27 protein-coding genes and 8 pseudogenes are annotated in these 22,682 nt (G+C 42.3%); 17 read left to right on the top strand and 18 right to left on the bottom strand.

Annotated features, from left to right (window positions below; translation table 11 throughout):
* Positions 1-180 precede the first annotated feature (180 nt).
* Positions 181-1,137, top strand: a complete 957-nt coding sequence (locus tag ABUE30_RS01760; protein WP_408621957.1) for an alpha/beta hydrolase — start codon at positions 181-183, stop codon at positions 1,135-1,137.
* Positions 1,134-1,880, top strand: coding sequence for an SDR family oxidoreductase (locus tag ABUE30_RS01755; RefSeq protein ID WP_408621956.1), 747 nt, complete (start codon positions 1,134-1,136; stop codon positions 1,878-1,880). The genes ABUE30_RS01760 and ABUE30_RS01755 overlap by 4 nt, the downstream gene beginning before the upstream one ends.
* Before the next feature lie 293 nt (positions 1,881-2,173).
* Here ABUE30_RS01755 and ABUE30_RS01750 read toward each other — a convergent pair.
* The 3 genes and pseudogenes from ABUE30_RS01750 to ABUE30_RS01740 all read right to left on the bottom strand — a co-directional run bounded on the left by ABUE30_RS01750 (position 2,174) and on the right by ABUE30_RS01740 (position 3,470).
* Positions 2,174-2,443: pseudogene (locus tag ABUE30_RS01750) on the bottom strand (Txe/YoeB family addiction module toxin).
* Positions 2,436-2,654 (bottom strand): annotated as a pseudogene (locus ABUE30_RS01745) (type II toxin-antitoxin system Phd/YefM family antitoxin); the annotation flags it as partial. The pseudogenes ABUE30_RS01750 and ABUE30_RS01745, both read right to left, overlap by 8 nt.
* 120 nt (positions 2,655-2,774) lie before the next feature.
* Positions 2,775-3,470, bottom strand: coding sequence for an aspartate/glutamate racemase family protein (locus ABUE30_RS01740; RefSeq protein ID WP_408621955.1), 696 nt, complete (start codon positions 3,468-3,470; stop codon positions 2,775-2,777).
* A 158-nt stretch (positions 3,471-3,628) separates the two neighbouring features.
* Between ABUE30_RS01740 and ABUE30_RS01735 the strand changes: the two are divergent.
* The 3 genes and pseudogenes from ABUE30_RS01735 to ABUE30_RS01725 all read left to right on the top strand — a co-directional run.
* A pseudogene (locus tag ABUE30_RS01735) lies at positions 3,629-3,925 on the top strand (IS110 family transposase); the annotation flags it as partial.
* An 84-nt stretch (positions 3,926-4,009) separates the two neighbouring features.
* On the top strand, positions 4,010-4,294 hold the full coding sequence (locus tag ABUE30_RS01730; protein ID WP_408621954.1) for a damage-inducible protein J: 285 nt from the start codon (positions 4,010-4,012) through the stop codon (positions 4,292-4,294).
* Positions 4,291-4,569: a type II toxin-antitoxin system RelE/ParE family toxin gene (locus tag ABUE30_RS01725; RefSeq protein WP_408621953.1), complete on the top strand. Its 279-nt coding sequence runs from the start codon at positions 4,291-4,293 to the stop codon at positions 4,567-4,569. Before ABUE30_RS01730 ends, ABUE30_RS01725 begins: the two co-directional genes overlap by 4 nt.
* Before the next feature lie 147 nt (positions 4,570-4,716).
* Here the strand turns inward: ABUE30_RS01725 and ABUE30_RS01720 are convergent, their stop codons facing one another.
* Positions 4,717-5,226, bottom strand: coding sequence for a 2'-5' RNA ligase family protein (locus ABUE30_RS01720; RefSeq protein WP_408621952.1), 510 nt, complete (start codon positions 5,224-5,226; stop codon positions 4,717-4,719).
* 21 nt (positions 5,227-5,247) lie between these two features.
* Positions 5,248-5,703 (bottom strand): GNAT family N-acetyltransferase, encoded by a 456-nt coding sequence (locus ABUE30_RS01715; protein ID WP_408621951.1) that lies wholly within the window; start codon positions 5,701-5,703, stop codon positions 5,248-5,250.
* 452 nt (positions 5,704-6,155) lie between these two features.
* On the opposite strand from ABUE30_RS01715, the gene ABUE30_RS01710 reads away from it, so the two are divergent.
* The 6 genes and pseudogenes from ABUE30_RS01710 (at position 6,156) to ABUE30_RS01685 (ending at position 9,750) form a co-directional block, all read left to right on the top strand.
* The gene (locus tag ABUE30_RS01710) at positions 6,156-6,359 is read left to right on the top strand and encodes a transposase (protein ID WP_408621950.1); all 204 of its coding nucleotides are present in this window, start codon (positions 6,156-6,158) and stop codon (positions 6,357-6,359) included.
* Between the two features lie 71 nt (positions 6,360-6,430).
* A pseudogene (locus tag ABUE30_RS01705) lies at positions 6,431-6,779 on the top strand (IS3 family transposase); the annotation flags it as partial.
* Positions 6,780-7,495: 716 nt separating this feature from the next.
* Positions 7,496-7,798 (top strand): hypothetical protein, encoded by a 303-nt coding sequence (locus tag ABUE30_RS01700; RefSeq protein WP_408621949.1) that lies wholly within the window; start codon positions 7,496-7,498, stop codon positions 7,796-7,798.
* A 20-nt stretch (positions 7,799-7,818) separates the two neighbouring features.
* Positions 7,819-8,316, top strand: coding sequence for a hypothetical protein (locus ABUE30_RS01695; RefSeq protein ID WP_408621948.1), 498 nt, complete (start codon positions 7,819-7,821; stop codon positions 8,314-8,316).
* A complete protein-coding gene (locus ABUE30_RS01690) occupies positions 8,285-8,557 on the top strand; it encodes a hypothetical protein (RefSeq protein WP_408621947.1) in 273 nt (90 codons plus the stop codon). Before ABUE30_RS01695 ends, ABUE30_RS01690 begins: the two co-directional genes overlap by 32 nt.
* Positions 8,554-9,750 (top strand): AI-2E family transporter, encoded by a 1,197-nt coding sequence (locus tag ABUE30_RS01685; RefSeq protein WP_408621946.1) that lies wholly within the window; start codon positions 8,554-8,556, stop codon positions 9,748-9,750. The genes ABUE30_RS01690 and ABUE30_RS01685 overlap by 4 nt, the downstream gene beginning before the upstream one ends.
* Before the next feature lie 21 nt (positions 9,751-9,771).
* Here ABUE30_RS01685 and ABUE30_RS01680 read toward each other — a convergent pair.
* From ABUE30_RS01680 to yqfB, 3 genes and pseudogenes are all read right to left on the bottom strand, one after another.
* Positions 9,772-10,142 (bottom strand): annotated as a pseudogene (locus ABUE30_RS01680) (transposase); the annotation flags it as partial.
* Positions 10,143-10,646: 504 nt separating this feature from the next.
* A complete protein-coding gene (locus tag ABUE30_RS01675) occupies positions 10,647-11,678 on the bottom strand; it encodes an acyltransferase family protein (protein ID WP_408621945.1) in 1,032 nt (343 codons plus the stop codon).
* 120 nt (positions 11,679-11,798) lie between these two features.
* Positions 11,799-12,128, bottom strand: coding sequence for a N(4)-acetylcytidine aminohydrolase (yqfB, locus tag ABUE30_RS01670; protein WP_408621944.1), 330 nt, complete (start codon positions 12,126-12,128; stop codon positions 11,799-11,801).
* Positions 12,129-12,343: 215 nt separating this feature from the next.
* Here yqfB and ABUE30_RS01665 point away from each other — a divergent pair.
* A pseudogene (locus ABUE30_RS01665) lies at positions 12,344-12,567 on the top strand (IS4 family transposase); the annotation flags it as partial.
* A gap of 69 nt (positions 12,568-12,636) precedes the next feature.
* Here ABUE30_RS01665 and ABUE30_RS01660 read toward each other — a convergent pair.
* The 3 genes from ABUE30_RS01660 to ABUE30_RS01650 all read right to left on the bottom strand — a co-directional run bounded on the left by ABUE30_RS01660 (position 12,637) and on the right by ABUE30_RS01650 (position 14,834).
* Entirely contained in the window at positions 12,637-13,890 is a 1,254-nt protein-coding gene (locus ABUE30_RS01660; RefSeq protein ID WP_408621943.1) for a type II toxin-antitoxin system HipA family toxin, read from the bottom strand.
* Entirely contained in the window at positions 13,874-14,224 is a 351-nt protein-coding gene (locus ABUE30_RS01655; protein WP_408622515.1) for a helix-turn-helix transcriptional regulator, read from the bottom strand. Before ABUE30_RS01655 ends, ABUE30_RS01660 begins: the two co-directional genes overlap by 17 nt.
* A gap of 346 nt (positions 14,225-14,570) precedes the next feature.
* Positions 14,571-14,834, bottom strand: coding sequence for a hypothetical protein (locus ABUE30_RS01650; RefSeq protein WP_408621942.1), 264 nt, complete (start codon positions 14,832-14,834; stop codon positions 14,571-14,573).
* Between the two features lie 630 nt (positions 14,835-15,464).
* Here ABUE30_RS01650 and ABUE30_RS01645 point away from each other — a divergent pair.
* Together ABUE30_RS01645 and ABUE30_RS01640 are read left to right on the top strand one after the other, a co-directional pair.
* Positions 15,465-15,809 carry a YajD family HNH nuclease gene (locus ABUE30_RS01645; RefSeq protein WP_408621941.1) on the top strand — a complete coding sequence of 115 codons (345 nt, stop codon included), beginning with the start codon at positions 15,465-15,467 and terminating at the stop codon, positions 15,807-15,809.
* A gap of 119 nt (positions 15,810-15,928) precedes the next feature.
* Positions 15,929-16,194, top strand: a pseudogene (locus tag ABUE30_RS01640) (transposase); the annotation flags it as partial.
* A gap of 119 nt (positions 16,195-16,313) precedes the next feature.
* Here ABUE30_RS01640 and ABUE30_RS01635 read toward each other — a convergent pair.
* The 3 genes from ABUE30_RS01635 to ABUE30_RS01625 all read right to left on the bottom strand — a co-directional run bounded on the left by ABUE30_RS01635 (position 16,314) and on the right by ABUE30_RS01625 (position 18,341).
* Entirely contained in the window at positions 16,314-16,460 is a 147-nt protein-coding gene (locus ABUE30_RS01635) for a hypothetical protein (RefSeq protein ID WP_408621940.1), read from the bottom strand.
* A gap of 261 nt (positions 16,461-16,721) precedes the next feature.
* Positions 16,722-17,228, bottom strand: a complete 507-nt coding sequence (locus ABUE30_RS01630; protein WP_408621939.1) for an AAA family ATPase — start codon at positions 17,226-17,228, stop codon at positions 16,722-16,724.
* 171 nt (positions 17,229-17,399) lie between these two features.
* Positions 17,400-18,341 carry a LysR family transcriptional regulator gene (locus ABUE30_RS01625; RefSeq protein WP_408622514.1) on the bottom strand — a complete coding sequence of 314 codons (942 nt, stop codon included), beginning with the start codon at positions 18,339-18,341 and terminating at the stop codon, positions 17,400-17,402.
* A gap of 103 nt (positions 18,342-18,444) precedes the next feature.
* Between ABUE30_RS01625 and ABUE30_RS01620 the strand changes: the two genes are divergently transcribed.
* Entirely contained in the window at positions 18,445-19,473 is a 1,029-nt protein-coding gene (locus ABUE30_RS01620) for a zinc-binding alcohol dehydrogenase family protein (RefSeq protein ID WP_408621938.1), read from the top strand.
* A 33-nt stretch (positions 19,474-19,506) separates the two neighbouring features.
* Positions 19,507-19,797 carry a putative quinol monooxygenase gene (locus ABUE30_RS01615; RefSeq protein ID WP_408621937.1) on the top strand — a complete coding sequence of 97 codons (291 nt, stop codon included), beginning with the start codon at positions 19,507-19,509 and terminating at the stop codon, positions 19,795-19,797.
* Positions 19,798-19,985: 188 nt separating this feature from the next.
* On the opposite strand, the gene ABUE30_RS01610 is transcribed toward ABUE30_RS01615, so the two are convergent.
* Positions 19,986-20,288: a putative quinol monooxygenase gene (locus tag ABUE30_RS01610; RefSeq protein WP_408621936.1), complete on the bottom strand. Its 303-nt coding sequence runs from the start codon at positions 20,286-20,288 to the stop codon at positions 19,986-19,988.
* A 157-nt stretch (positions 20,289-20,445) separates the two neighbouring features.
* Here ABUE30_RS01610 and ABUE30_RS01605 point away from each other — a divergent pair, with 157 nt between their 5' ends.
* Entirely contained in the window at positions 20,446-20,820 is a 375-nt protein-coding gene (locus ABUE30_RS01605; protein WP_408621935.1) for a transposase, read from the top strand.
* A 185-nt stretch (positions 20,821-21,005) separates the two neighbouring features.
* Here ABUE30_RS01605 and ABUE30_RS01600 read toward each other — a convergent pair.
* The 3 genes and pseudogenes from ABUE30_RS01600 to ABUE30_RS01590 form a co-directional block, all read right to left on the bottom strand.
* Positions 21,006-21,326 (bottom strand): annotated as a pseudogene (locus ABUE30_RS01600) (N-acetyltransferase family protein); the annotation flags it as partial.
* A 115-nt stretch (positions 21,327-21,441) separates the two neighbouring features.
* Positions 21,442-22,185, bottom strand: coding sequence for an NUDIX hydrolase (locus ABUE30_RS01595; RefSeq protein WP_408621934.1), 744 nt, complete (start codon positions 22,183-22,185; stop codon positions 21,442-21,444).
* Complete coding sequence (locus tag ABUE30_RS01590; protein ID WP_408621933.1) at positions 22,166-22,630, bottom strand: hypothetical protein; 465 nt, start codon at positions 22,628-22,630, stop codon at positions 22,166-22,168. Before ABUE30_RS01590 ends, ABUE30_RS01595 begins: the two co-directional genes overlap by 20 nt.
* Positions 22,631-22,682 lie beyond the last annotated feature (52 nt).

Here is a 22,682-nt window from a genome sequence, read left to right as displayed (position 1 = left end):
CGGTGTGGGACTCGGCCGTCTCACTTCGAGGGCGACCAGATCGGCGGGTAGGCGTTGGCTTGTTCGTCATCAATCTACAATAACATAACTTTCCGTAAAGGGAAAACTTGACTCTTAATTATTATAACGATACGTTATGTAAATTATATTAGCCAAGTGATCTAGCAAAAGGAGCTTATCATGAGTAGTAATTCTTCTAGTCAAGGACGAAAGTCCTTGCTGAGTCATCCCGTGACCCCACACGATCTCACCGTCATCACGACCTTGCGGGGAATGGTCTCGGCCCATAAGGGAAAGATGCAAGGAACGGTTGCCCGAGAACCGTTCAACGCAATTTCGGAGCGAGTTTCGCCACCCAATGGGGTTGAATTTTGCCCCGACAGCGTGGGCGGAATTCCCGGAACATGGTGCCTCCCGGCTCGAGCAAGGGAGGGCGAAGTCTTCATCCATTTGCACGGTGGCTGGTTCAACTGGGGCACATCCCAGTCCTTCAGAAACCTTGTCGGCCAAATGGCTGTCCGGTCAGGAGTCAATGCCTTTATTCCAGACTACCGATTGGCCCCCGAGCACCCCTTTCCTTCAGCGGTAGATGATATCCAAGCGTGTTACCAAGCTCTGGTTCAAAAAGGGCTCAAAGTTGCCGTTACAGGCGATTCAGCTGGGGGAAATCTCGCCCTCGTTTTGGCAGCCGTCGCGGTCTCCTCCGGTTATGAGCTTCCGGTGGGAGTGGCCGTCCTCTCCCCGGTGACGGATTTGGCGCTGACCGGCCCGAGTTTTGAGACCAAAGCCGAGGCTGAACCCTATTTCACTCGAGCTCAGGTCGAAGGACTCGTAGGTGCTTACCTAGGCACAGCAGACCCCCGTAACTGGTTGGCCTCGCCTCTGTACGGAGACCTTCAAGGGCTGCCGCCTGTACAGATCCATGTCGGTGAGGACGAAATTTTGCTCGACGATTCTCGACGATACTTTGAACGTGCCATCAAAGCAGGAAACGATGTGACTCTCGATATCTGGGAAGGCATGCCCCACGGTTTTGCAAACACCATTGGGCAGACCGCCGCTGCCGAACTGGCGCTGAATGCTATCGGCGAATTCCTATCAGAACAGTTCCAATCCCACAGAGGAGATAAAGTATGAACCTTACTGGTAATACAATTTTGGTAACCGGAGGCAGTTCTGGGATCGGAAAAGCCTTGGCTGAGTCCTTACACAAACTAGGGAATCAAGTCATTATCACAGGGCGGAATGTGCCAGCCCTCAGCCTAGTGACTTCTGCAAACCCGGGAATGCGTTCCGAAGAATTGGATATAAGCAATCCGTTGGCCATTCAGGCGTTTGGACGAAAAATCGTAGCAGAATTTCCAGACCTAAACGTTCTGATCAACAATGCTGGCATTCAATTTCGCGAAAACCTCAAAAATCAAGAGGGGCACGTTGAAGCGATGGAAGCGCTGATCACCACCAACCTATTGGGTCCCCTACGGCTAACAGCCGCCTTACTGCCTCACCTGCTGACTCGAGACTCATCCACGGTGATAAACGTTACGTCAGGGCTCGGATTCGTTCCTGGAACTTGGGTACCAACCTACTCTGCAACCAAGGCTGCCCACCATTCCTACACGGTTTCGCTGCGGCGACAAATGAGGGACACTTCGGTTGAGGTTCTGGAACTGATTCCGCCCTACGTCCAGACTAACCTCGGGCCGGGACACGGTAGCGATCCTGCGGCAATGCCATTGGCGGAGTTCATTGACGAGGTGATAGCCATTCTGCGGTCGGGCCCAGAAGAAGGTGAGATCGTTGTCGACCGATGCCTCCATCTGCGCAGGGCCGTCGAAAATGGAAATTTTGAGGAAATATTTCATCGACTCAATGGCTAGACTTTACCTTCTCGAAAAGGTGTGTTTTCGAGAAGGACTTTCCTCACGTCACTCCCATGAACTCAATTCGTATAACAATCCGTCCATCGTCCTTGGGTATCTTTGTACCGAGACGAACTCGTTGCAAAAGACTTCAACTATGTCTATATGCTCGTCCATTTATTCCTCTGCCCGAAGCTCCAGCTAACACCAAGCTAATACGCAGCGCTATCATGGCGAAGCCAGCGTATAAGCCGCAATCGCTGCCTGTCCTGATTGATCTTTTTGTTAGTTGCCAAGCGTTGAAGGTAGAGTTAATAGTGGTGACGACATAAAATAATAATGGCAGTTTGGTTATTAACCGAAGACACTAACCGGTTTGTATCATCGATACGACGAGACTAAAAACTTGTTAAATTCTCTTTTAATAGCTCGGTCTTACCAATACCTTCAAACGGTGAGCGCTTGACATCCCTGATTAATTTATTGATACGTTTAAGTACCTTTTTATCTTGGGTTTGCCAATATAGATAATCGCCCCAAGCTTCATCAGTCCAATATAATAAATGCTGACACCTACTCATCAACCAAATCTCGTGCTGTGGTTTGATCTGCTCGATACTGCGTTAATGAACGGTATAGATGCTCTACGTTTTTAGCCGAGCGAAACAAATGCACTGTTTCCATTAAGTTATTGTCATAATCTAATGACACAACAACTGCATCTCCTGAATATCTGCGTGTGATGACTGTTGTATCAGCATCATTAACAACACCGCCGAGTACCGCTTTAAGCTGTTTCTAACTTATGTAAAAGATGCGATATCATATAAACGTGTACAATTACAGTAGCCAACAGCTAAGGTACGGTGGCAATTTGCACTAACGAATTTGTTATCCCTGTGACCTTGATTGTTATTCTCTCAATTTTAAGTACTGTCTCACAGTTGCCTGCGCAAGACATTCAGTTGAATCTACAAAAGCAATATCAGTCTTACAATAGGGCAAAACAGCATTGATATCGGTACACGCTATCACCGCTTGATTGACACCTAGTGCTTGTAAATGTGTGATTAACTGATCCCACGTCCCCGAGGCAGAGCCCTGAATGTCTCCGGCCTTAACTGCAGAAACTACAGTATCTACCAAATCTTGCCAATCTGGATTGAACTCATACTCTAGGCCTGCCTTAGTGATTCCGATCTGATAAAGCCTCGACGCCATGGTTCCACGAGTAGCCAAAACTGTCGTTCTTTGGCCTTCTCTGAGCTGACCAAGAGTCTCTTCCACGATATTTAACAAAGGGATCTTTATTGATTGGCTTAATTCTTTAAAATAAGCATGTGCAGAGTTACATGGCATGGAAACAAAGCTAGACCCACTGGCTTCCAGTTTTCTCAGACCACCGACAATCCTTTCCTTCATTGCATCGTGGTCAATTGCTCGATCGACGTAGAAGGGAGTTGGAAGACTCAATATGTTCATCTCAGGAAACTCTTCATCAAGCTTCGCACCGTAGAGCTCTTGACACTTGGAAACAACAGCATCCACAAATGGGGCTGTTGATCTTGGACCCATCCCCGCTAATATCCCAATCTGAGGCTTTGCCATATACATTTAACCCTATTGCTATCTTAGAATGGTCATAGAAATCATATCACGTCTTATCGGTTAAATTTCAGCTTGAGGGAGAATAACGACAAGTTCAACAGTACCTAAATACCATCATTTATTGACTTACAAACATCAAACTGTAAATGCCGGACGGTATAGGCATCTATTGGAATAAACAAGTCGCCGTCGCTCCTATTACCAAAGAAAATAGCCGATATAAAGGGAAACAAATCATACAAGGCAGCCGCCATCCAGTTAGAACAGTTTTGTTCATGGCAATAATGTCGGCGATTCAAAGAAATCTCGTTTTTAAAACCACCTATCAGTGACTTCTTGAGACCGGAAAACCCAACAAAGTCGCCATTATTGCCTGCGTCAGAAAGACGGTTGTCATACTAAATCCCAGGCTCAGAAACGGTGCTATGTGGGATGTAAATACGGCTAAAAGTTAACTATTGACGCCATAGTCTTATGTTAGTTGCCCTTGTTCAATACCAGTGCTAACATTTGTACACACGTAGATTTAGGAACGACTCATGGACACTAGAATTCAATTTCGTGTTGACGACGAAATTAAACGTTTAGCCCAGCAAATGGCTGAGAGCCAAGGTCGCACTCTTAGCGATGCTTGCCGTGAGCTTACTGAGCAAATGGCTGAGCAACAAAGAAAAGCATTATCTCATGACGCTTGGTTAACTGAACAAGTAAACCTGGCATTTGAAAAGTTTGACTCAGGAGAAGCTTCATTTGTTGAGCATCACTCAGCAAAAGCACGAATGGCTGAACGAAAAGCTAAGATTCGTAGCCAAGGTCAGCAATGATTTCATGGGAAGAAGAATCGCTAAATGATCGTGAGAAGATCTTTGAATTTATTTATGACTTCAACCCTGATGCAGCTGAAAAAACTGATAAACTCATTGAAGCTAAAGTAGAAAATTTACTAGATCAGCCATTGATGGGTGTTCAACGTGATGGCATTCGCGGACGATTACTCATTATTCCCGAAATATCAATGATCGTTTCCTACTGGGTTGAAGGTTCAGTTATTCGCGTCATGCGAGTCTTACACCAGAAGCAGAAATTCCCTACCGACTAATTGTAGTCGGTGGGCAACTAACGCCAAACTAGTGGGCAGCAGCATTGCGTTATCATGGCGAAGCCAGCGCATAAGTCGCAAGCAGTGGCTGTCCCGATCTTGCTGACATTCACCGATAAGGGCTTAGCGAATGAGGTGAACAACTTATTATGGAAACACCGCTAATTTAGTACTGATAACCACCTTACCACTTCCGTCTTTACCTATATTTTCGAGAACAACCTCTTTAACAACAAAATTTGTACCAAAAACTGATTCTGCTCTACTTTCAACATGGATAATCTTATCAGGTGAAACGCTCCTAGCAATTGTAACATGCGGAACAAACTCATATTCAAGGGACCGGTAGCTAGAGAGACAACCAGAATATAGTCTACTATTGAGTGACGTAATATGATTTGCACCCTTCTCAATAGGGATATAACAAGTGCCATTATCGTTAAATAACGTAAAGCCAAGAGTAAAAGAGAATTGTTTTTCGCAAGCAAGAACCTCACGAATGTGAGACACAACCAAACCTTCATCTAACTCAGACAAAAAAGGGAATACTAGCGTCACATGAGCCGGTATTTTTCCGTATAAAGAATCGTAGTCTCGACGAATACAATCCAAAACATCAATATGACTACTTTCGATGGGAATGTAGATACTTTTCATTATGTTCCGCTCAGTAACTTGTCAGCAGTTCAATGATTTATCAAGGAGCTCGTACCCTGGCCTATCGGCGTACCCTAGGCTGTGGTAGAAGTCACGCGCTGAATTGTTACCCCGAGACAACTGAAGCGACATGTTTGTGCAGCCACGCTGCACAAACTCAGATTCAGCAACTGTTAAAAGTTTTGCGCCAATACCATTGCCTCGCTGTGAGGGCAAAACGAAAAACTCATCGATTTCTGCTGTAAGCCCCAAATACTCAAGGCTAAATAAGTGGACTGCAAGTAGATAACCAACCGCCACACCATCCACAATTGCAATCCAGCCAGCACCTAGATTTGGATTTGAGAGCAAACAAGTTAGCTGTGCTGCAACACGTTCTTGTTCAAAGCCGGAAATTTCCTCGAAATCCCAATAGCTGTCCACAAGTGGAAGTATAGTTGGTACATCATCAGGCGTTGCCTGTCGTATGAATGTCATGGTCTAACTCAGGTTGCTAACATTTTTAAGGGGCTGGCTTTAGCCCGTCCCTGTGAGCGAGGCGAACGATTTGAAACAATTGTTATACTGGATCGTACTCTTCTAAGATCGCCTCAAGAGATGCGTTAAGATGAATTTTTTATTTTTCAGACCAGATGCATTGAACTTTACCGAGAATACTGTCTAAATAACCTTCGACGATCATTAAGCTCACTGCCAGAAGTTAGAACTATAACATCACCAACTTTAAATTTGCCACTCATAAATCCCTGTCAGTTCAAATCACTAGACGTGCTTGGTGTTGTTTGATCGAAGTAATTTCGCCAAAAACCTATTCAATCCACGCCATGCACGATACCCGTAATGACACGATTTACTCAAAATGGTAAGGCCTGAGACTTATAGACACTTCTTACGGTAAAAATTGTAACTTAAACCATAAGAGGTCAATCATGAGTAAAGGTACTCGTTATACTGCTGAATTTAAGCAAGAAGCCGTTAATCAGGTCATCAAATATGACTACTCTGTCACCGATGTTTCTGAGCGGCTAGGGATCAGTTCTAAGACCTTATATGCTTGGACTAAAACGTTCTCTCAATCGCCAAAACAACGTAATAATGAGCTTGATTTACACACTCAAGTGGCTCAACTTTAGCGTGAATTAAAACGCGTTCAGCAGGAACGCGACATCCTAAAGGAGGCCGCTGTAGATTCAAACGGTCTACGATGGCTTACTGGCGTCGAAAACCCACTCAGACCGTCAAACTTCATTCAGACCAAGGAAGTCAATACACGAGTCGTCGATATAAAAAATTACTTGCGACATTAAATATTGAGCAAAGCATGAGTCGACGTGGAAATTGTTGGGATAATCCGGTCGCTGAAAGCTTTTTTAGTAATTTAAAGAAAGAAAAAATCAGGCGTATTCAGTTCAAAACCCAAGAAGAAGCAAGGTTAACTATTTTTCAATACATTGAGATGTTTTACAATTCGAAAAGGCAGTCATACTGCTAATGGTAGAATTTCACCAATGAAATATGAAAATCGATATTTTAGATCATTAGAAAGTGTCTAGTATTCCTAGGCCTTACCACGCATGCGAACTTTCACAGAAGCAGAGATCCACTCTCCCTACCATATCTTTTTGCTTTATAAGAAAAACGAGCATATGCGCTTTTCTGGAATACTGTACACAGCCCTTTTTAAGAACCGTTAAACCACTTCGGTTAAGTGATTGATCTTGAATATTTTAAAACTATCAGCGCCCGACAATGTGCGCAATCTTTCTGTGAAAGTGACCACTATATAATTGATAACTTCATAATAGTCGTTTTCTTATGAGCAAAATATCCTTTGTTAATTTTTCAGATAGTTACATTTTCAATGGCTATTGTTTCTGGGTTACGCACTTCGTGCGAAAACATCCCCCGCGTTAACAATCACCAACCTTTAGTAAAAGGTCACCCCACACCACGCTAAAAAACTACTCATACTCAAAAAACTCGTAATAAAAATATTTCCTAGCGCTTCTTTTTCTATTTCAAGGGTCAGATCGATCTCCACAACCTCTAATTCCACAAATAGGAAACGCTGCAATTTCTGCAAACTGCCCTGCTCGCTAATATAAATCGACAGAAAATCATCACTATTATGGGTGTTTGCAAGACTATTGTATAGTTCCTTAATAGAGAGTACTTTTGAAGTGATCAACCATTCGCTGGTGTTAATAACATAAAATTTAAAACTGACATATGTTATTCAGTCAGAAAACAACCGAAAAGGATAGTTATTATGACAACTGCAAACTCCAAAGCAACAGACCCCACTAAAGAACAAGAGATTGAAGCAAGTAAAGTCGCAGTAACAGAAGCCTACGAAAAATTGATGGAAGCAAAAAACCATTTCAAAGCGGCTGCAGAATCAGCCGGCATTGATATGAAAAGTGACGCCGTCGAGCAACTAAAGAAAGGACGCGATAAAGCAAGCGACCTGACCGATCAGGCAACCACTTACATGAAGGACAACCCCTTAGCGACGATGTGTATCGCGTTCGCAGCGGGCTTTATTGCCTCTAAGTTTCTTACTCGCAAATGAGTTTAGGGCGTGAGCCCGGTATGGAGGAGCCATCCGACGGACCGGAAACATCGAACCCAGATAGCGCTAAGCCAAATAGTGCGGATCAAGATATTACGGACAAAGAAACCAGCAAAGAAAAAGCACTGGCGAAAACATTAGCAGATCAACTGATGGCACTATCTGGTCAGACTGCCGTCGCAGCGAAAGAACTGGGCGAATTGTTCAGACTTGAGTTACAGCTGTCAGCCGGAGATGCTGGACGGCTATTGTTGACATGGTTGGCGCTATTTCCCGCGTTCATACTTGCATGGGTATCATTGTGTGCTCTGACAGCGTGGTTCGTATACGACTTCTCCACCTCAATATCCTTAGCATTGGCAACGTTCACGCTTTTGCAGATTGTGCTGTGCATAGCACTTCTCCTTCTGCGAAAGCGATTCCGTAGCGGATTAGGTTTCAAACGTACCAAGACACATGCCAAACGACTTTTACAAGGGATGACAGATGAAACGACAGAAATTGATAAAAAAGATTGATACCCTTGATCAAAAGCTCAACTTAAGAACAGAAAACATCCGCGTACTCGCTCAGGATACACACCGTACTTTTAAAAAAATCCCACCGGTCTGGCTGATCAGCGTCGGTGCCGCAGCTGGCGCACTGATGGCAACCATGGGGCCGAAAAGTTTCTACGCCATGGGTATTACTGGTAGTCGTCTGTTCCCACTAACCAGTAAAGCCTTTAGCCTAGGCAAGCAATTCGGTGCCGGTGAATGAATCAACCAGCACAGAAGGAACCTACCACTAATAAAGAGGAAAACGAATCCAGTAAAACACATTTAACACCAATTCAGGTGATTATATATTGGCTTTTAGCCATTGTTGTACTTTATACGCTCTACTTTGCTAAAACTCTGTTCTTACCTGTCGTAGTCGCTGCACTTTTTGCCCTACTACTGAGCCCGGTTGTGAGCTTACTTAAACGCTTCTATTTTCCGAGAGCGTTCTCAGCCCTGATGCTTCTAGTAATGATTGGTGTGCCCTTCACGCTACTTGGCATGCAGCTCGTTGAACCGGCACAAAAATGGAGCAAGAGAATTCCCGAATTGTCTTCGCAATTTACAACGGAACTGAACGAGATAAGTCAGACGCTATCCCCGGTTGAAATGATTCCAGTACAAGACACTGGCACAGCTCAGCAAGTCGAAGAGAAAAAAGGTTTCCGGTTATTTGGCTGGTTCCGCAAAGACGAGCCTAAAGAAAAGCGACCAGAACCAACGCCAACCAGTAATCCAGTATCTGATCGCTTTAAACAAGGTGGGATGGAGCTGATCGTTGAGTTCTTAGGTGCTACGCCTGTCGTGCTGGCACAGTTTTTTACTTTCCTAATTCTTGTTATTTTCATGTTGGTATTTGGGCCTCTGCTGTATGTCAACTTTATTAGCGGCTTTCCTCAGGAGCGCGATAAGCAGGCAGCTAACTCACTTCTTAATGAAGTACAGCGAGAGTTATCTCGCTATATTCTGACCGTCAGCGTCATCAATACAGGTCTTGGAGTCGTTACAGGGCTGGCACTGTGGGTAGCAGGCGTTGAAGACGCTCTGCTCTGGGGCGTGATGGTTGCATTACTCAATTTTGCCCCCTATATCGGCCCTATTATTGCCATGCTGGTTCTCTACCTGGCAGGCATCATCCAGTACGGAGCAGAGTGGATGGCATTTATGCCTGCGCTGATATTCTTCTCCATCAACATCATCGAAGCACAATTTATCACTCCCACCGTATTGGGACGTAACATGCGGTTGAATCCACTGATATTAATTCTCTGGGTGGTTCTATGGGGCTGGATCTGGGGCGCTGTCGGAGTACTTATTGCCGTACCTTTACTGGTCTGCCTAAAACTTGCCGCTGCAAGACTCAATATTTTTACAAACTGGGTACGTTTGATTGAAACACCTAGAGGCTGTTGATCGTTGCTGTACAAATTTCATTCAGCAATGTATCGGTAGCCACATCACAGAAAATGCTAGTGACACCATACGGACGTAGTTTCTTGCTAATTTATCGTATCTTATTGATATAGAACGAAAGTGTTTAATCCTTGCAAAAGCATTTTCAACTAAATGTCGGTACTTATACAGGCACCAATCTACGCTGTCCTTATCTATATCCTGACCATCATATCTCTTAGGTATGACCGTTTTACTACCTTTTGAATCAACATATGTCCTCAGAGCTTTGCTGTCATACCCCTTATCAGCGACGAACACATTTATCTCTTTCAGATGGTCGACTAAGCTATCGCGCGAGCAATGTCGTTTCTTTGATCTTCTGATAACTCAAAATAGATGGGCAAACCACCAAAGATCAACACGCTTAGCCCGGAATAAATAATTTGAGACATATATTTGGTAATTGAACATCTCATCTGATAGATATTGGTGCCCGTTAAAGCGGGGTAAAATCAAACTCGATAGCCATATTCTACCTAACGCGCCAAGGTGCGCCACAAAGCAGTAGCGAAGAGACGATTTTGCGGTCACCGTGGCTGGTCTTGTCATCATCAAACAACCGAACCCAAAGAACGATGCCTCAATGACTCGAAAAAAGGCAATCTGCCGAATGGTGATACGCGCACAGCCATTGCGAGATTATTGGCTTTTTGATTTGAATGGATTACAACGAACGCTCGATGAGCTCATTTGAAAAAATACACACTTCAGTTACCAACCAAGGAATCACCTTGAGTCTATAAAATAACTGTTGGCTACATTTGAGCAAAGCGAAAATAGCCAGCTGTATTTGTCCAGTTGATTGGCTTGCTATATTTTTAACATGCCATTCTTTTTTGGTCGTACCCTACCCATTAAAATAATTTTCTGGATTTTATTTTGATCAGTATATAATTGTTTATTTTTGAAAAAATCATGCCCGAAATTATTAAAACTACCATATAGATTATAAAAGAAAAGCTATTTGTTATTTTGAAAGTGTTCATGATATAAATCATAATCCAAGCAAGCTTAATATGAAGAATATATATTTCAAGAGATGACTTACCGATAGCATTCATTATCTTATTTGTTGGGTTAAATCTTGCAACAACCAATGAAATAAATAAGCTAAATATAACTGCAGTGAGAAAAGTTTCGTAAGGATATCGAAGCTCTATTAGAAATGAAACACCGAAAAAAATAAACAATAAAGTTAGTATTTTTGTTGTGTTTCGTGAAATAAATTCTGTGATTATCGAACTATGTTTTTGCCAAATATAACCAAGTGGGAAACAGAAAGATGACTCATACCACCACAAACCTAAGTCTAGTTTAATGCACACGATAACCCATATAATGACAAAAAAATTAATTGTAAGAATTCCAATATTTATTTTTATAGCGAAAAAGTCAAATAAATAAAAAAATAAAATCGCAATAATAAACCATTGTGTCGTATCAAATGCAATCGGGTTGAATGATTGCAATATATTTTTATGTAGCAAAATAGAAACTACTAAGTTAACTACAAGACAAGGTATATATACCCTGAATAACTTAATTTTTAGTAGATTGTAAAGTGAGATATTTTTTCTACTGGCACTTAACCCATATCCAGATAGAAAAAAGAAAATCCCTACGGCTAGGAACCCCGCGCTCGAATAAATTTTGTTAATAACAACATCAACTATAGTTTCATGAACAACACTTTTTAGAAAGAAGTGATGGAGTACCACTGTTAAAATGAATAGTCCTTTAAGGAAATTAGAGTTATTGATACTAATCGAAGCATCTACCACACCCTTTTTATTTAGACTTAAAATTGAGATTAAAAGCACAGCTGATATGAAAAGATATGGGCCGTACATATCAGTGTACGGTAAAACAAATTGGTTTAAATTCATATTGACTCTACATTAAATATAACGCCGCATTCTTACAAATCCCCTCATAATGCTGCTTTTGCCGTTTTTTATTTTAGCAAAAACCGCGACAACTGTATCAAGCCCAAGCGCAGCAATTTGTTATGTATTGTTTGGCATTAACTTATATGTGATAACAAACAATTCATTTGTATTTGGGTAAATTTCTTTGATTAGTTCTTTAAGCCTCTGTAATTCCAAAGACTCCTGTTGAGCATGGAATTCATTGATGTCATCAAACTTTATTGGTTCCACAGATTCAATTTCTATATCACAAACCTTTTGATCTGTTTCCAACGTGAAAACTTCGACTTGAGAGCCTACAACATAGTGACTTTCTGACTTATCTCGGATCGTTATTGTCTTTTTACCAGATGTAATCAATGGTGTAAGAAATTCAAAAAACGTAATTTTGTTTGGAACATCAGTCATTATTCATTCTCACTTTACAATTTATATACACATAACGCCTTGCTCTAGCGAATTACCTCATTATTCTTCGGAAATTCAATATAGTAGACACGCATCCCGTTGTTTGATCTAATTAATTTCGCAAAAAAACAAATCCTATCAAACTCTGCGCGGAGGCAGTCGGAATGCGCGAAACTCAAATATTACACCAAATACTGCTCGAGTAGTGTCCGCAAATTCACAAAAAACGTTTTCATTCTCTGATGCTGCGACTACATCCTTACTCGATGGGGACTGTTTGTCTCTGACCGCCTTAGGTCGACATATCAAAACCCGTATAGCCCCAAAACACAAGATTAAACGAATCGACCGTTTACTCGGCAATCATCACCTTAATCATGAGCGTTTGGTTTTATATCAGTGGCTTGTCCAACAGCTGTGCGACGCTAACCCCATGCCCTGTCACTTATATGTGTTTAAATCCAGAGATAAACACCACATTGGACTCCCCAGACTTTGCTAGACACTTTTAAATTCGAAAATCCTCATGAAGTCTCTGCATATGCATCCTCAGTTGTTGTTTGTGTTCTTCATGCATTGGTAGGTTGTCCAAAGCATCAGGCCAAAGGCTTCTGGCTTTTTCCATTGCATCATCCAAATGTGGCTTGATCGCTCGCCATGGAATATCTGATTTAGTAGCCCAATATTCAAAGTGTTTATATGAGACGTCATACCAATTTTTAGTTTTAGCGAGATTAAGCGCAAAGTGCTGTTCGTTTTCGATATAAACACTGGTTGTGACTATGTCGTAAGCAGGGGAAAGTCTGGGGGTGATTTGGTCTGAATACAATAAACTCCAGTTTTTTAAATGAGCGTCGCCATTTGCTAGCAGAATGTTGGCAAGTAAACGACGGGCAAGTTGCTGGACATCTATTAGACCATCACCAGAAAACTGATACAGGATTTTTGCTATTTGCTCGTAGTTGCCTGAGTTGTATTTCTCATGTGGGTATTTCACTAGAACTTGAGCAAAGTCTTCCATGTGAATCCGTTGATCTTCATGTCGGTCAAACCGCTTTATGGCGAAGGCCAATTTTTCGTCGGGAAGGTTAATTTGAGGAAGGTTGTCTAGTCGGTCGAGCTGGACCAATTTTATTTCAGGGACATCGACACCAATGAGAGAAACAAGAGTCATTGCTGTAAACTCATTGGCAGGTACTTCCTTATGCTTAGTGGAAGGTGTTTTCAAAATCCAATCGCCAAGTACATTGTCTTTCGATAGATTGTATCGCCCATCTTTTTCCTTCATGGAAAACTTCATTTGAACACCGGCCAAGGAGAACTTGTTTTCTTGGCTGAGCTTCTCGAATTTAACGGCTTTCACTTGGCCATGAGAGGATAATAAATGTATAGGTACATCTTCAGGCTCCATTGGCTCAGCAACTAATGCACCAGGTAAATCCATACCAAGATAAGATAAAATATGGAATTCATTATCAACATGGGTTTTGAGCCCTTGAGCGATAAGTTCTCGTAAGGAACCTTCAGGCAAGAGATTAGACAAAATAGGATGTAGACGTTGGTTTGTGGCCCATGACTCTGACAACATTTTATCGGCACGAGGAAAATTTGGATGTGTGGTTAAGCTGAAAGTTGGACGTGTGACATTAGATTGATAGCTTCCTGCGAAATGTAGGACATTGCGTCCATTTTTTGCACCGGCCAAATACCCGACTAGATGGCCATGTAGAGTCAACTTAAGAACATTAATTTCCGTTGTCATCTTCGTCGTCTCCATCTTCTAGTAATCCTTTCCATGGATCATCAGATAGCTTTTTTTGCTCATTGGAATGGTTGAGTTGCATGTTCTGTAAAGACGTGTTGTTACCCTGACTTTCAAGTACTGCTAAAACAGCGCTAAGCTTTTCTTTTGGGATCAGCATGACGTCGCTATTTAAGCCTTTGGCAATTAATTCAAGAGTATCGAGTCTTGGGTTGCCTTTTGCTTCAAGTCGTTGGTATTGCTGCCTAGAAATGCCGATACGCATTGGCATTTCATTCTGCTTGAGTTGAAGTGCTAAACGTCGATTTTTTATTTGCTGTAGTAGATTTATCATAAGGAAACTAATAAGTTGCTTTTTAACATATGGAAACATATTAGTTGCTATTTCTATATAAAGCAACTTAAGTGTTGCCATTTATATTGTCAGTATAAATTATTAATAACATTCTTCAAAAAGAGTTCTCTGACATTCCCCGCCCGCTATAACGGGTGGGCTTGCCTTACAACTTTTGTTAGAGATTGTTTGGCTATATCGTTTTTTTGAAGCAAATTCTTTCACCCTCAGCATGCCCATAGTCCTCTACTTGTTATGTCATAGCCATTTGCGACTAACATCTGCAACATGAAGCGGAAACGATTCATAGACTTTACTGTAATGTTCATAAATGATTGCTCAGCTGCTAACTTTTCTTGCAACATCCTTTCGCTGCGCCTAATTTACATTTGGCAGGTACAACGCCACCGAACAAGCTGTGACTTAAGCAATTGATATTTGCAACTAACCGTTGCTGGTAATGATTGATGATCATCCCATCAATACCTGGCGCGGCTTGCTTATTGAGTTGCTCCCAGCGTTGATACAGACTATCAGTATTTAGTAATCCATATAAATTCTGAAACCTGTGTTTGGGGTGGGTATGTACTTTAAATGTGATGTTTGTCATCATGTCTCCAGCCCTACATTGTCCGACCTATGTGTCTGCTCAACACGGGATATAACTGCCAGCCCCTTCGCCATGTGATCGGCTTTACCGTCTCGGACGACTATGAGCGGGTCTGACTGTCAAAGTGTCTTCGTTTGCCTTGCAGTAGTTTGCTTAGCTTCCCTACCACTTTCCTTGTGGGACGACTTAGGCTCTCTCAAGTTCCTGATGTCTCTCTTGATGCATGCCACGGCTTAATAACTCCGCTGACTCGCCGCAACCCCACTTTAACGGTTGCTTTGCATGGACTTCGGTGGCGTTACAAGCCTCGTCAGTCAGATGGACTATGTCGAAACGATACCCGCACTTCAGGACCACAATAGTCCCTATGGCCTGCATCATTCTCTGTGTACGTTTCACCTGTCTTGTTCACTCGAAAAAAACGAGCTCCGCCACAGGCGCAACACTATCAAATCAATGAGTCCCACTATCAATGGGCAATAACTGAGTATCAACGGCTCACACACAACACAGAGCTTGGAAAATTATGAGGGAATCCGTCAGCGCCTTATCACTGAGAGCAATTGGTCATTTTTTCCAACTTGTACTCGTGCTAGCATCTGAGGTTAGATAAAACTTAAGGATACAAGTATGTCATCAGACTATTACGGAACCAGTGCCAGTTATGCACGTAAAGAAGCTGGTTATCGAGAAAAAGCACTTAAACTCTATCCTTGGGTATGCGGAAACTGCGCTCGAGAGTTTGTATACTCAAATCTACGTGAATTAACAGTTCATCACAAAGATCATGACCATACGAATAATCCAGAAGATGGTAGCAACTGGGAGCTGTTATGCCTCTACTGCCACGATAATGAACATAGCAAATACCTAGAACATGAGCGTTACGGTAGTGAAGTAAAGCCAGGAGAAGATGAACACCAAACAGCGACATACAATCCATTTGCTGATTTATCCAAGATGATGAAGAAATGATTCTTTTGTACTAAAGTGAAGTACAGTTTGATCCATCTTGGAGTAGTGTAGTGGTACAGTTAATTTAGCCACCTGAATAGAGATGTTAAGATACATCTCAGAAGCAAACAGGTGACTTTATGGCAAATCGTACAAGACGCTCTTTTAGTGCAGAGTTTAAACTAGAAGCAGCACAATGAGTAACAGAGCATGGCTATTCGATCATCGAAGCAGCCAACGCAATGAACGTAAGTAAATCGGCGATGGATCGTTGAGTTAGGCAACTAAAACAAGAGCAACAAGGCATTGCGCCGAAAGCGTCTCCGCTGACGCCAGAACAAATAGAAATTCGTGAGTTCAAGAAGAGAATAGCCAATCTTAAGGAACCAATGATATTTTAAAAAAGGCTACTGTAGATTCAAATGGTCAACGCAATGGTTTTGCTAACATACTGATTTGCACGAGTACATTTAATGAAACGCTCAAAACGAACATTTACTCAGGAAGAGCTTTAGCGTAAAAACTTTATGCCATGTAAGCGCCAATCCCTCGGCCCCGAGCCGTATCGGCGACGCAGAAATAGCTTATGCGGGCGAAGTCGCCAGCTAAAGCAAGTTGTGGAATAAAATGCACGGAAATGACGACATTAACCTGACTCGCGTCAGTAACCACAAGAAGCTCCTCGTCAGGATGCGCGACGAGTTGCTTGATGCGCTCGGAAATAAACGACTCATTCCCCGTGAGAGTCTAATAGTGCTGATATCGCTTCACTATCAGCTTCGCTCGCAGTCCATCTAAACATCCTTATCTAACGCTTTACTAAGGTGTGATGCACACAATGACCAAGCAGCCGCATTGCACTTCAACACCGAAACCACCGCATACAAAAAATGCCACGCCTGCTAAATCAGGCTTAAGCAATTTGTTATCTTTTTACCTACCAATCGCACCCAACTCAACTTTTATCTGAGCAACAAGATCGTCCAGATTTATTACTTGGCTAAGTACAACACCTTTTTGCTGATCCAGCGATTGCAAAATTATTGGTCTTGCTAGGGAGGGAAACATCCAAATTAGTTTAATCAGCCTAAGGATGACTCTGATCTCAGGACAATTAGAGGGAAGCTCTGGGCGAGATCTAAACAAATAAGGCAAGTTACGCTTAAAACAACGGAGCAAACAAATATGCCTTGGTACATCAAGAAAGATGACATAATCTGCATTCTCCCGAACCGTTTTTGACACACCTTCAATAATCCAGCGGCGTTGATTAACTAACTTTTGCTCACCTAAAGTTCGCTCCTCTTTTGAAGCAGCAACCCATCCCTCTTTCCAAACGACACTATCCAAGCTATCGACGGGTATATTGAGAGCTTGACCTAACTGCTTAGCCAACGTCGTTTTCCCAGAACCTGCATTCCCTGTGATGTGTACTCTCATATTTTCTCAAAAAATACAACGCCACCATAATTTGCCGCTTGAAGCGCAGCGAAAAGCAGTCAAATTGATGGCCTTGTTATGTGTTGATTTCACCATATTATATAGAAAACCTTGATACCGGCTTACGGATTTTAGTTTAAATATTTTATCACAATCAGCAATCTTCAAACTCTAAGCAAGAACGCTCTCGTCTAAAATTCCTTTGTCGATCAGTTGATTTAAAATGGCTACACTTTTCTCTTTGAAAGAATCTCTGAGTAGCCGAGTGGCCGGTGTGATCGATTGTCTGCTTGGAAAAATCAGCCAAAGTTCAGTAGATCTAGGTTTGAACTCGGGCATGATGCTAAAAACCTTTCCTGATAATAAATCAGCGGACATATCAAGGCATGATTTGACCGCCAAGCCTTTACCTGCTAAGCACCAACGCCTTACAAGGTCGCCATCATTAGAGGCGCGATTACCATTCATCTTGATTTTATATTCGGCTCCCGTGCTACTGTGCGAGAACGTCCAATTATCGTAGGTAATGTCGTTAAGCTGATAAAAAAGCCCGTTGTGTGAAACTAATTCATGCGGGTGTTCAGGTGTACCGTGTATATCAAGATAGTCTTGGGTCGCACAAAGTAGTGTAGGCACAGTGCATATCTTAAACCCATAAAGATTCGCATCACTGGGCGAGCCATAACGCAATGCGATGTCTACTGAATCGCGATAGAAGTCGATATTACTATCTGTGATATTTGTCTTTAAGCTCACCTCCGGGTAGGTTTCCATAAACTCATCGAGCCACGAAATAGCCAAGTTGCGCCCCAAGTCTGAAGAGAATGCGATGCGCAATTCTCCATCGACAATATCCAGGTCATCCTTCATGTTCTGCTTCGCTTGATCCAGCATGAGCAGTGCCTGCTCACACTGGGGAATGTATTTTTCACCCGCACTTGAAAGACGTAGGTGCCGAGTTGTGCGGGTAAATAATTCCACACCCAAAGCGCTTTCTACCCGTTTAAGTGCGGCACTAGCCGTAGCCGTACGCATATCTAATTGCGTTGCGGCAGCAGTAATGCTGCGAAACTCAGCCACTTTTAGCACTAATTGAAGGTCTTCTAACAGCACATTATCAAATATTTTTTGAGAACATATCAAATACTATACTGTTTAAAGAGTGGCAATCAAGGCCTATTATTCCTCCCAACAACTACGCAATTGGAGAACGACCATGAAAGCTATTGGCTACACCAAATCTCTACCCATTATCAACCCAGAGTCTTTAATCGATATCGAACTACCTCAGCCCATTGCCACAGGTCACGACTTGCTAGTTAAGGTAAAAGCGATTGCCGTTAATCCGGTGGACTATAAAATACGCCAGAATGTCGCAGCCGAAGATGGAAACTACAAAGTGATTGGCTGGGACGCCGCAGGCGAAGTGGTAGCCATAGGTGAAGCCGCAGTCTTATTCAAACCAGGTGACGAGGTTTTTTATGCCGGTGATCTTAATCGCCAAGGCAGCAATGCTGAATATCAGCTGGTTGACGAACGCATTGTTGGCCACAAACCTAAAAGCCTTTCTGATGCAGAAGCCGCCGCGCTACCCCTGACCGCCATCACGGCCTGGGAAATTCTGTTTGAGCATTTAGCGATACAACAGCAATCGCCAGACTCGACAGAGCAATCAAATGAAGTGATTATGGTTGTTGGTGCTGCCGGAGGTGTTGGTTCTATTTTGTTGCAACTTGCTAAAGCAATTACTGGCGCAACAATTATTGCCACTGCATCGCGAGAAAGTTCACAAGCTTGGGTAAAGAAACTTGGCGCTCATCATGTTGTTGATCATACCCAACCCCTGCAACCACAAATCGAAGCGCTTGGCATTGGGCCGGTTACACATATTGCTAGCCTGAATAATACCGAGTCTTACTTCGAGACATATACAGAAATACTGGCACCCTTTGGCAAGATCACCATGATTGATGATCCGTCTAAAACACTTGATGTGATGAAGCTAAAGCTAAAGAGCCAGTCGTTGCACATTGAGTTTATGTTTGCACGCTCCATGTTTAATGCACCAGATATGGATGAGCAAGGTCGATTATTGAATCGTGTATCGGACTTAGTTGACCAAGGTCATATCCAAACCACCGTTGGTAAAAATCTAGGCATTATTAATGCCGACAACTTGAAGGCAGCACATAAGGAGTTGGAGTCAGGTAAGTCAATTGGAAAGATTGTTTTACATGGGTTTTAATCAAACTAAAATTAACCAACAAGGAAAAGGGCCATGGCAAAATTAACTATCGTCGCAAATATAACCGCCAAAGCCGAAAAAATTGATCTGGTAAAAGCTGAGCTTGAAAAGCTAGTCGAGATCACTCGTGCTGAAAAAGGCTGCCTGCAATACGATTTGCACCAGGACAATGAAAACCCAGCTCACTTTGTGTTTTATGAAAATTGGGAGTCCCGCGAGCTTTGGCAGACACATTTGGGGGCTCAACATCTAAAGGACTATATGGCTGGAACTGATGGCGCGGTTAATTTATTCACTTTGAATGAAATGACAAGACTGGCTTAGTGCTCGCCAGCACACTAAAAATAGATTTTGCGCCTTACTGCGGGTTGTAGATATTCTTGAGATACATAAAGCCCTGTTAACAAGCTGAATCTAGTTGGCTCAATAAGCGACGAAGGAGCAAAAAGCCAACTGTATTTTGTCCTTGTTTAACAGCTTGTTAGGCATGAAATCTAGTCAATATATTTAAATTATATACGAGTAAAACTAACATCTTCCGATTTAATAAACTGGACATCAAAACACCCATCAATCACACATTCTCTTAGTTTTGGAACATATTTTTCAACATGGCTAGCTTTTAGATGTATATCTAAAGAGGTCTGATCTTTCCAACGTTCGATAGTTATAAACGTATCTCCGTCAATGAAAGACTCATATTGTTCACACCCCTCTTCTTTCGGCGCATATTCAAATTGAAGAATATTTGCAATCTCTCTTAACTCTTCATGCTTACCATTAATAATTGAAGCCTTTACTATTGCAATTATCATTTTAATATCCTTAGTGTTAATTATGATTTGATGCCTAACGCCCGCGTCTTACGAATCCCCTCATAATCTCCTATAGAAACAATAAGGTAGACGCGCATTAATACCTTTGATCTAATGCATATCGGCAAACACACATTTCAATCAATTGGACGGCACGATGCGCGATAGTCAGATTTTACACCAAACTATACAAAACCAATGCCCTATTATTCACAATAAACGCCTTCATTCTCTGATGCTTGCCACTAATGTTCCTCATTCGATTTTAAATCAGGTTCAAATAAACAAGCATTACGCGAAACGAATGCAGATTGAAGGATCATTTCGTGATTTGAAAAGCACCGCTTATGGCATTGCACTTCGACATAATCGAACCCGTTGTACTAAACGTCTAGATATAGTGCTATTGATTGCCTTATTGGCTGAGATCTTAATGGGGTGGAACGGCCTCATTGCTGCTCAGGCAAAGTGGCATTTTGACTTTCAAGCCAATAGTATCAAACACCGAAGAGTCCCTCGATACCTCGGTTAGGACGGGAGGTTTGAAACCATCGATGATATCAAATCAATGAGTCCCACTATCAATGGGCAATAACTGAGTATCAACGGCTCACACACAACGCAGGGCTTGGAAAATTATGAGGGGATCCGTCAGCGCGGCATTAAGGTATGAGCAACGCTACTAGCAAACCTAAACCATTGCGCCTTAAACACGAAACCCGACAATACGCGATGCACACCATAAGCACGGATGGATGAAAATAGCTGATCATACAACTTAGAGCCTAAACCTTTACCTTTAACCTCTGGTGCTAGGTACACGGTCACTTCTACAGTGTCGTCAAAGGCTGACATCGCTCTTTACTGTTGAGAACATGCAAAACCCAGCAGTGCTCCATTTTCTATAGCGACATAAAGTTGATGCTTGGTGTTACTTGAAAATTGAGAGAACCATTCTTGACGATTTTCCACTGTAAATGGAAATCCCTCAAAGCGAGCATTGGTATGTTTAATATAGAAGTTAAAGATTTCGGTGATACCCGCTACATCTGATCATTTTCCTGATCGAATCTCCACGTAATGTCCTTTTCTATTCGAGCTTTATAACTTCGACTTATGGGGCGGTTGAAAACCGTCCCACATTAAGTTTTTGTTATGTTCGTGATTGAACAAAAAACGTTTCTTGTTTTTTATGTGGCCCATCATTGCCATCAAGATGGACGAGAGACAAGCCTACACTTTTAGCCAATGATTCAACCAGTTGCCGGTTAAAAGGCCCGTTCTGAGTGTCGTGAATATAATCTGCAATCGATATCCATTTTGCATCGGCGATTTCATCGAGATCTTGGATCGCAATAGTCTCTGTGATGGGATTTAGCCGACAGACAAAATAGAGGTTAGATTTGCCAAATTGAAACGGATGCTTAGTCGTAAAACCAACGATGGAATCAAACGTGGCTTCAACGCCAGTTTCTTCAAATACCTCACGAACAATGGCTGATTCAATGCGCTCACCTAACTCAATATGACCGCCAGGCAATTTATAACCTTTCTGGTAATGTTCTTTGATCACTAAAATTTCATCACACGCATTGAGGACAATAGCACCGGCACCAAGAGTGTGAGTTGGAATGAAGGGAATGAATGTTGTCGTCGGCGATTTACGGATCAGCGTTAATTCAGATTCAAGGCAATTATGAAACACAAACCCCAGAGTGGTAGCAGGTTGAACCAAATGCGATTTTTCGATAGGAAGAGTTAACCAAATCAGGTTTTTGTTTTCATTTACAGCGAAATCAGTGATTTCAGTTAAGTGTTTTTTAAACTCAGATTCATTTTCAGGAATAGACAATGAATCAACAATCAGACCATTGAATTTATCTAATGTAAATTTCACGGCGAAGATCCTTTATATCAAGAAGAACATAACGCCCGCAACAAGCACGGTTTGTAGTGGAGCAAAGCGCAACGGAAAACCGTCGATTGCTTGCGTTTGTTAGGGCTTGTAATGCTTTCCTTGGTACACCCATTCGCTTGTACCAGTTGCCTTCAGCAATAAAGCACTCAAGTCCTAGACTAGCTGTTTTTTCCGCGAGAAATTCCACGGATTCCGCTGACATATATTGACAATCCAAGATATAAATCCAATCCTCCAACATTTCCGTGTCCAGGTAATATAGCTTAACTTTGGCTTCATTTAGCAAAGCCTCAAAATATTGCCCACCAAAATAATTCGAACTTTCACCCTCCTTCATATCGGTGAGGGGAAGACCTTGCTCCAAAATTTTTGCTAAATATTCTAGGCTCTTTACCCCTGGTGAATTAGAGATAAAAATATCCATTCTTATTTATGACCCTCATAATTAAAGGGGTCGGAGTGAATAACCTAGCGAC

This window comes from Celerinatantimonas yamalensis, from assembly GCF_046054155.1.
GTDB lineage: Bacteria > Pseudomonadota > Gammaproteobacteria > Enterobacterales > Celerinatantimonadaceae > Celerinatantimonas > Celerinatantimonas yamalensis.
This window is presented reverse-complemented; position numbering and strand designations above follow the sequence as displayed.